The organism is Prevotella sp. 20925_1_30 (genome assembly GCF_041433025.1).
Taxonomy (GTDB): domain Bacteria; phylum Bacteroidota; class Bacteroidia; order Bacteroidales; family Bacteroidaceae; genus Prevotella; species Prevotella vespertina.
The window spans coordinates 1-8,508 of sequence record NZ_JAPWAR010000047.1 but is presented as its reverse complement, the minus strand read 5'-3'; the positions used below and the strand labels follow the sequence as shown (position 1 = coordinate 8,508).

At 36.4% G+C, this 8,508-nt stretch carries 6 protein-coding genes; 1 reads left to right on the top strand and 5 read right to left on the bottom strand.

Annotated features, from left to right (window positions below; genetic code table 11):
- Positions 1-300: 300 nt before the first annotated feature.
- Positions 301-1,035, top strand: coding sequence for a LexA family transcriptional regulator (locus O3603_RS11670; protein WP_249117912.1), 735 nt, complete (start codon positions 301-303; stop codon positions 1,033-1,035).
- 436 nt (positions 1,036-1,471) lie between these two features.
- Here O3603_RS11670 and O3603_RS11665 read toward each other — a convergent pair whose 3' ends face one another.
- The 5 genes from O3603_RS11665 to O3603_RS11645 all read right to left on the bottom strand — a co-directional run.
- The gene (locus O3603_RS11665; RefSeq protein ID WP_371522994.1) at positions 1,472-1,684 is read right to left on the bottom strand and encodes a hypothetical protein; all 213 of its coding nucleotides are present in this window, start codon (positions 1,682-1,684) and stop codon (positions 1,472-1,474) included.
- Positions 1,685-2,646: 962 nt separating this feature from the next.
- On the bottom strand, positions 2,647-3,612 hold the full coding sequence (locus O3603_RS11660) for a hypothetical protein (RefSeq protein WP_371522992.1): 966 nt from the start codon (positions 3,610-3,612) through the stop codon (positions 2,647-2,649).
- 226 nt (positions 3,613-3,838) lie between these two features.
- The gene (gene cysS / locus O3603_RS11655) at positions 3,839-5,326 is read right to left on the bottom strand and encodes a cysteine--tRNA ligase (RefSeq protein WP_371522990.1); all 1,488 of its coding nucleotides are present in this window, start codon (positions 5,324-5,326) and stop codon (positions 3,839-3,841) included.
- Between the two features lie 184 nt (positions 5,327-5,510).
- Entirely contained in the window at positions 5,511-7,220 is a 1,710-nt protein-coding gene (locus tag O3603_RS11650) for a thiol-activated cytolysin family protein (protein ID WP_371522988.1), read from the bottom strand.
- On the bottom strand, positions 7,201-8,508 hold a 1,308-nt coding region (locus O3603_RS11645; protein WP_371522986.1), incomplete at its 5' end, for a thiol-activated cytolysin family protein. The genes O3603_RS11650 and O3603_RS11645, both read right to left, overlap by 20 nt.

The window sequence follows — 8,508 nt, the reverse complement described above, 5'->3', positions numbered from 1 at the left end:
ATATTCATAACTTGACTTAAAGCCTATATTGTTGCTACTCATTTCATCATCAAAATACACATCGTAAGTTTTCATACTTTTATATTTTTAATAAAACATTCTTCTATCACGCCCCTTTTTTGTATCTTTGGGCGCTGTTAATAAACTTAACACGCTGCAAATATACAGAAATTCTGTAAATAAACAAACAAAATTCAGAAAAAATACAAATTTAATTTCAGAAATATGGAACTCTACGAGCGCATATTAACAAAAGAGGAAATAAACAAACGGTTTCATACAGCCGTAAATGCAATTCTAATGAATGATCTTATATCCAGCAAGACAGGCTTGGCAGAATCTTTAGGAATGACTCCTTCTAAACTTTCAGAAATTCTGAATGGAAGAATGAATGCCTCTGCAGAAACGCTGGCAAGAATGTGTGACTTTTATGAAATCTCACCAGAATGGCTATTCTTATCTCGTGGTAATAAAGTGTTCCGAACAACTGCAAAGCCCAAAATTTGGATAGATGACGAAGACTTAATTCTACAGTACTCAGATCTAAATAATGAGGTAAAAACAGAAACGGATAAGTCACACGTAGCAGCACAACCGAGTACATCAAGCATCCAAACAGCAAAGCATGTTGAAAACCCACAGAAGGGGATACCTCTTATACCATTTAGCGCAATGGCGGGTGCATTAAAGGGAGAAGTTTCTGTACTCAAATACGAGTGCGAACACTATGTGGTGCCTGCTTTCAGAAATGCCGACTTCCTTATTCCTGTCAGTGGAGACTCAATGATTCCTACCTATAAGTCTGGTGACATAGTAGCATGTCAGCGCATACCTATGTCTTCATTATTCTTTCAATGGAATAGACCATACGTGTTGGACACGGAGCAGGGTGCCATCATCAAGCGTATCAAGCCAGGGTCTGACGAACAACACATACGTATTATATCTGACAACCCCGACTATGATGCATTTGAACTACCACTCACAGAGATCTACTCCGTGGGACTCGTTATAGGCATTATACGCCTTGAATAGCACTAAAAAGGGACACACGCACAAAATTACACCTATTTTGAGCCTAAATAAGTCGGGAAAGCCTGTAAATACAATGGTTTCGGATAAAAAGCGGTATAGTTAAAAATGACATTATACCCCTCACTATGCGGAATAAATGGGGGGTGTAAATGATAAAAAATGGGTTCTATCCGCTTTTTTTCGTCTTTATTAGGGGGGTGAATGTGGTCAAAAACATATAAAAAGTGTCCACCCTAATGTCCACCCTTGTTACACATTTCGTTTTATCGTGTCCACCCAATCGTCCACCCAAGTGTCCACCCAAACCCATTTTTTACCCTAAAAACACACCTTTTATGACCCAATAAAACGCAAAAACGGCTTCCAACCGTTCAAAAACGTATTGAAAGCCGTTCAACTATCGTTCAATCAGCGTTTTAGCTGTTCATACATACCCTTATTTTGTCATCTTTGAGCGTATAAGCTCACCAGCCCTGATACAAGCCTTTTTGTTCAGTACAACCCCTCCCTTGCTCAGTCCTACACGCTCCAGCGAGCTTTGCTTAATACCTATATCTTCAGCCGTCAAAACGCTGTAAATCGCAGGAATTGAGCCAAAGTAATAATTCTTTCGTCCCTGCATCAATTGCACATGTATTACCTTCGTCATATTTACTCCTTTTTGCTGCAAATATACAAAATAATAATTATATACGATATTTTAATGATTTATATTTTATTCTTTGCGATAAAATAAAAGGCAGGATGCAACTGCTTCTGCCATACTTCAAACATTCTCAAATCACCCGATAAAGCCTTTTCCTTCGCCTGTGACGTCCTCTATCGTATTCATGTTACAAATTACCCGTCTTCAATCAAAACGCCGTCTCATGTAGCCCTATTTTTCACCCATGTAACATTTATGCTTCAAACACTGTTCAAATAATCCCCTAAATGTAACACGAATGTAACGCAATGTAACATTTCGTTTTGCAAGTCTCCTTTCTCTAAATTCTCCCTAACTATTTGAATATCAACGTATATAGTCGTTTTCTATCATCTTCCATTTTGTTACATTTCGTTTTATGCCCCTTAACCTCTATGGTATTACCTTTGATAAAACAAACCTCCTCTAACCAAATAATGTTAGTTACTTTTACGTAATACAACTCTTTTCTGACATTAAATTAATTCCACATTAATAGCCTATTGCGAGGTGTTTAGCCATCCGCACCATTCGTGCTAACCATCAACACGACACGTGCGGTATAACAACAGTACCTCTAAAGATGACAAAAAAGGAGACATTATGTTCATTATAACGAATATAATAAGCTGCAAAACAAGGTAACTTTACTCAGTTTTAAAATGCAAAAAGCAAAGGAATAAAAAGGTAAAAACCAAACTCTAAAACTTAGAAACTAATCTTTACTGATTTACTTTCATACAAAAAAGAAAATATTTTCACGAGAAGAAGAATTTATTTTCATGAAAAGAAATATTTTTCTTCATGAAAATAATTCGGAAAACAGATTTATTATACTTCTAACACATACTGTTACGTTTGTAAAAATGGCATTTACAACACATTAAAAGGCTCCGTCTCCTATCTTACTCAGACCTACTCTGTCACTATCCTTCAATAGTTACCGGTTCAATATCGTCCGATGGTTCTATATCTGGGGCTGTTGTACCGTATTGCATAATATAATAATGCCCGTTTCGTTTTCCAACATTCACATAATATCCTTCGTAAGTAGCCACACCTTCTGGTATGACAAAGTATCCTTCCCCTTCCTTATCGGGAACAATGGAAAAGGAAGGAATATCTGAAAGATAATCAATACCGGGACTATCCAACCAGTCTATTTGATAATTACCTGAATACTTGTTCTTATAGACTCCTTCTCCGGCTTTCACAAACTTATCACAAAGATACTTTCTATAAGCAGGTGCATCGAGGTCTATCGTTAGGTTCAGCGAGAGATAAGAACGGATAAAAGCCTTTAGAAAAGCGATTTCATCTTTTGGATGTTCATCCATCTTCACAAGTTTCTTATAAATATCTGCATCCGAAAACTCCGAAGCTTGACCATATTGATAGGCATAACCAATCCTTCTCTGCCCATCTTTGTCAGTTACCATTCGCAAAGCAAGATTGCAATTGCTCTTTAGTTTGTGATCATATAACTGTATGCTATACCAGTTTCCACCCTCAGAGCGTATTTTTAAATTATCCAACGACCATCTTGGGTCCCTATTGTCTTCAAGTGGGAACAAAGGTAAATAGTTAGTTCCACCGCAATAACACAGCTTATCTATCAATGTCTGCGTGAGAAACCTACGCTCATCATGGATAGAAATATCCTGACCATTTGCTCTTTTAAGATAGAGACGATAATAATCTCTGATGACATTTATGTCTTTTGTCGTGTCATTTACAACAGCTTTCGGCTGTACGAAAACAACTGAATCCGAGTCTTCTTCAATCGTTACTGGCTTAGCGGTCTGCTTAGAAGGAAGCAACCAAAAGAATAAGCCAAGCCCTACCAGCATGGTTATCAAGCAAGAAAGGAGAAGAGTCTTTGTTCGTTTCATATTGCTTAGGCGGTTATTATCACCCTAATAATTGAATAAAAAATAAGGATAGATATTCCTAATACACTGCACATTACCGCTAACACATACTAAGAATATCTATCCTTATAGGAATGAATACGAGCGACACACTGTTTAGGGCTCACTCATTATCCTTTTATTTACCGCTTACTCCACTGACAAACGGCATTTACGCTCATCAATGAAATAGTCTGAAGTTTTCAATTCATCTGTCAAGTTTCCAAGTAACACCATCCTTAGTGTCTTTCACTTGGAAACCTGCATCAGCCAATGCGTCACGGATCTGATCGCTGACCGCCCAGTTCTTCTCAGCCTTAGCCTTTGCACGAAGATCGAGTACCATGTCTACAACCTTTCCGTATGCCTCTTCGCGTGCATCGTTATTAGCACTGCGCTCGTTCTTGAGCCCCAAGATATCGAAAGCAAAGAGTTGCATAGTCTCCGTGAGTTCCTTTAGGTCATTGGCAGAAATCTGTGCCTTGTGATCGATAAGAACGTTTACCAAGTGGCAAGCCTCAAACAGATTAGAGATGACAGCAGGCGTCATTAAGTCGTCATTCATCGCATCGTAACACTTTTGACGGAAGCTAGCAACAAACTTCTTCGTATTCTCGTCCGATGCATCCGATGGCTGAATGCGTGCCGAATCCTCAATACCATTCATCAAACGTTCGTATCCCTTCTCTGCAGCTTGCAATGCCTCGTTAGAGAAGTCGACAGTCCCACGATAGTGAGCAGATAGGATGAAGAAACGAATTGTCATTGGCGAGTAAGCCTGCGTGAGCGTGTCATGCTTGCCAGTAAAGAACTGCTCGAGCGTAATAAAGTTGCCCAACGACTTACCCATCTTCTGTCCATTGATCGTAATCATGTTGTTGTGCATCCAATACTTCACCATTTCATCACCTTGTGAAGCTACAGCTTGTGCAATCTCGCACTCATGATGCGGGAATATCAAGTCCATACCGCCACCATGAATATCAAAGTGATCGCCCAAATACTTGCGCCCCATAGCTGTACACTCACAATGCCAACCCGGGAAACCATTACTCCAAGGCGATGGCCAACGCATGATATGTTCGGGCATAGCACGTTTCCACAATGCAAAGTCAACCTGATTATGCTTCTCACCAACGCCTGCTAACTCACGAGAGTTATTAATCATATCGGTGAGATTACGCCCTGACAATACGCCATAATGATGGTCCTTGTCATACTTAGCCACGTCGAAATAAATGCTACCATTGCTTTCGTAAGCATAACCATTGTCCATAATCTGCTTCACCAGCTCCTCCTGTTCTATGATATGCCCCGTTGCATGCGGCTCAATACTTGGCGGCAAAACATTCAATGCATGCATAGCATCGTGATAACGATTGGTATAATATTGTGCAATCTCCATTGGTTCGAGTTGCTCAAGCCGTGCCTTCTTCTCAATCTTATCATCCCCCTCATCGGCATCATGCTCCAAGTGCCCCACGTCAGTGATGTTACGAACATAACGAACCTTATACCCGATATGCTTCAGATAGCGGAATAAGAGGTCGAAAGTGATGGCAGGACGCGCATGCCCAAGGTGTGGATCGCCATAAACAGTAGGACCACAGACATACATACCCACGTTAGGTGCAGCGATGGGTTGGAACAATTCCTTCTTACGATGCAGTGTATTGTAAATTACTAAGTCTTGCATAATTGTCTGATTTAATACTTGCCTGCAAAGTTACACTAAAAATGTGATAACGCAAAAAACATGTATTGGAGAAACTATTTTAACTCCTCATGGAATAGAGGTTGTATGCAGAACAAGCTTTGCTATGTTCTAATTTTGCTCTTATGATTTGCTTTTGTCGCTATAAATAATATATTATAGGAACTTATCTGTGCCCGCCAAAAACACTTTTATTAGAATTTCTATTATTATTGACATTGAAGATAGGGTCGAATGATTCTCTCCTTTGATTACCAAAAAAAGAATGCCGTTCCTTGTTTCCTCTCTCTCTTCCCTCACCAAATTTCTTACGGTATATTGAGTATTGGTCATTTTGGAGAAATTCTGTAGATGTCTCATTGTTCTTTTTATCAAATAAATATGCGATGCTATCAGGTATTATTCCATCTTGTATAGTCCATATTTTTAAAAGTTTGTAGTCTTTACTATCTAATAAGGTTTCATTTATATATGATGTATTTCTATCGAACTCAAATCCATCTCTTGATCTACCACTAAAGGTGAAAAAATCTTTTTTTTCAACAAATTTGCAAGCTTGAATTTTTTTATTTGAATCAAAGTTCTGAAAAGTCTCAATAAAAGTAGTATCTCTAAATCTTATATCAGGGTCTTCATATTTTATTCTTTTTTCAAAGTTAAATTTGATATTTGGGGGTGCTATTGCTGGAGTCCTCTTTTTGTCAGAATAGAAGTATATAGAATAATCATGAGCGAATTCTCCAGTTTTATGATCAACGATATCAATGTAAAGAGGTTCTTTATTAATTGTATATTTAAATTTTATATAGAGAGGTGTATTATCAGCAAGACGTGCAAATGAACAAAATATTGGAGTTCCTGGATTTTGAGTGGAAAATTCATTTCTTTTAATATGTTCTATGAATCCTTCTACTCCTGAAAAAGATTGGGTGAAAGTTGTATTTCCTCCATTTAGTAATAAAACTTTGAATTCACAAGAGTTAAGGAATCTAGTTTCTTCTTGTGTAAAGTTAGTATGTTTGTTACTAAATATTTTGTGAAAGCATTTTGAAATATTTTCTTTAGCATAGTCTGCTGAAAAGTTAGTTTCTAGGGCAAGTATTCCTAATTGTCCATAAGTTATGCTATTAATATATATTGCAGAATCTTCCATCTCTGTAGGGACAAGAGCATATTTTGTTGATGGATAATCCATATTTGCAGTAAAGCTCTTTTGGAAAAATTTTATGTATAGTCCTGTTGCTTTTGAAACTTTATGGTCTTCTCTTTGCGTATTATTGTTATCTCCCCAAAATAGAAAACGATTATTTGTATTATAGCCAAATGCCATTTTTAATTCATCATAAGATGTAAATTGTTCTATAGAATAGGTAAATTCTCCATTTTGACTAAAGTCTCCATTAATCTCCTCCTTTTTGATGTATTGGTTATATCTTGAAAACGATGGTTTCTCTATTATGGATGATGATGTTCCTGGGAGTGTAAGTGATATTCTTATTGGAGTCTTTTTCCCATTGATAGGCTTAAACTCTCCTTGTACAATAGAATTGCTTGATAAAACATTACCAAGCCATATTTTTGATGCGTATTCTGATAAAACAATTATCTCATTAGTAGATTTTTCCTCTTCAAAAGTATTTTGGGAATTGGCTGTTCGTGTTGATATATATTTCCCTTTAGCCATATATTTTTCTATATCTTCAGATAACATGTTGTATGATAATCTGTAAGTTTTTAGTTTAATAACAGGGTTTTTATAAATAAAAGATTCATGCTTGGTTTGGACAACGTCCAATTCATTTTCTGTATCCTTAGTACAGCTAAAGTATAAAATTGCCGTAATAATGAAGATTAAACTATTTTTCATTTTTATCATTGAAGTATATTTTTTGGGGATTATTACCTATAATATTATAATATGGACTTTTGCAGAGTTTAGCTGTTGTGTATATTTTACTTGAAATTTGAGTATATTTAGAAATGCGATATACTTTATTATAACTTCCTAGATACGAAAATAATTTTATACCCTTTTCACTATTGAGATTCTGAAAAGTTCTGATAATAGGATTGCTAGTAGTTACTCCATCAGTATTTTCCATTTCGATTTTAAACTTTATAGAGGGATTTGCCAGTTCTGGGAATCGTGCTAAATTTTTATAAAAATTTAAGCTTAAGTGATGCAGTTCTCCTGTAACAGCTGTATTTATGCTGTCTATAAGTTCTACATAAATAGGTTCTCTTCTTATGTGAAATTTAAAATGAATTTTGGACAAAGAATTGTCACTAACATTTTCAAATGTGCAGAATATAGGGACTCCTGGTTGTTTTGTTGAGAATTTCTCATTCTTTACATATTTTAAAAAAGCTTCAAGTCCTGTTAGACTCTCGGCAGCACTACTTCCTTCTCCCCCTTGTATATATGCTCGTGTATCACATTCTTCTAAGAATTTTTGTTCTTGATTGGTTAACGAACTTCTTCCTCCTACCATTAGAGCATGGAATGATTTCTGGAGTAATGATTTAGCCACTTCAAAATCCTCATTAGTTTCAATTGCCATAATACCAAGTCTTCCGTATGTAATGCTATTGATGAATACTGCTGAATCTTCATACTCTTTTTGCAGGGTAGAATATGGTATATCAGGGTCATCCATTGTTGCTGTGAAACTAGTTTGCCAGAACTTAATATACAGTCCTGTCATTTTATGTATATGATAGTTTGTTTGATCTGAGGATTTACCGCTTCCTCCGAAAAGGAAATTTATATTCGTGTTATTTCCTATTGCCGTTTTGATTTCATCATAATATGTGAATTGGTTAATTGAAAACTGAGACTCTGGAATTTGTGAGAATGTTGCTTTTTTAATTTGTTGTTGTAAGTATTTGCTATATGTTAAAAGAGAGGGGGAATTTATCTCTGAAAAAGTTGTGTTAGGTAGGGATAAAGATATTGTTATATTTTTTTTAGGACCTATTATAGGGGTATATTTACATTCTGCTACAGATTTACGGTTTAAAACATTACCAAGCCAGATTGACGAAGCGAATTGAGGTAGAATCACAGATTCACAACTTGTAATTACCTGGTCTGTACTCAACAAATCATCACCTAATGATCGTGTTTTGTGTTCTTCCCAAAGATTATCTGGTTTATTTGAAGT

Coding starts and splice junctions, on each gene's coding strand:
- cysS (WP_371522990.1), bottom strand. CDS start 5,326: ATGCAAGACTTAGTAATTTACAATACACTGCATCGTAAGAAGGAATTG.
- O3603_RS11665 (WP_371522994.1), bottom strand. CDS start 1,684: ATGACGAAGGTAATACATGTGCAATTGATGCAGGGACGAAAGAATTAT.
- O3603_RS11660 (WP_371522992.1), bottom strand. CDS start 3,612: ATGAAACGAACAAAGACTCTTCTCCTTTCTTGCTTGATAACCATGCTG.
- O3603_RS11650 (WP_371522988.1), bottom strand. CDS start 7,220: ATGATAAAAATGAAAAATAGTTTAATCTTCATTATTACGGCAATTTTA.
- O3603_RS11670 (WP_249117912.1), top strand. CDS start 301: ATGAATGATCTTATATCCAGCAAGACAGGCTTGGCAGAATCTTTAGGA.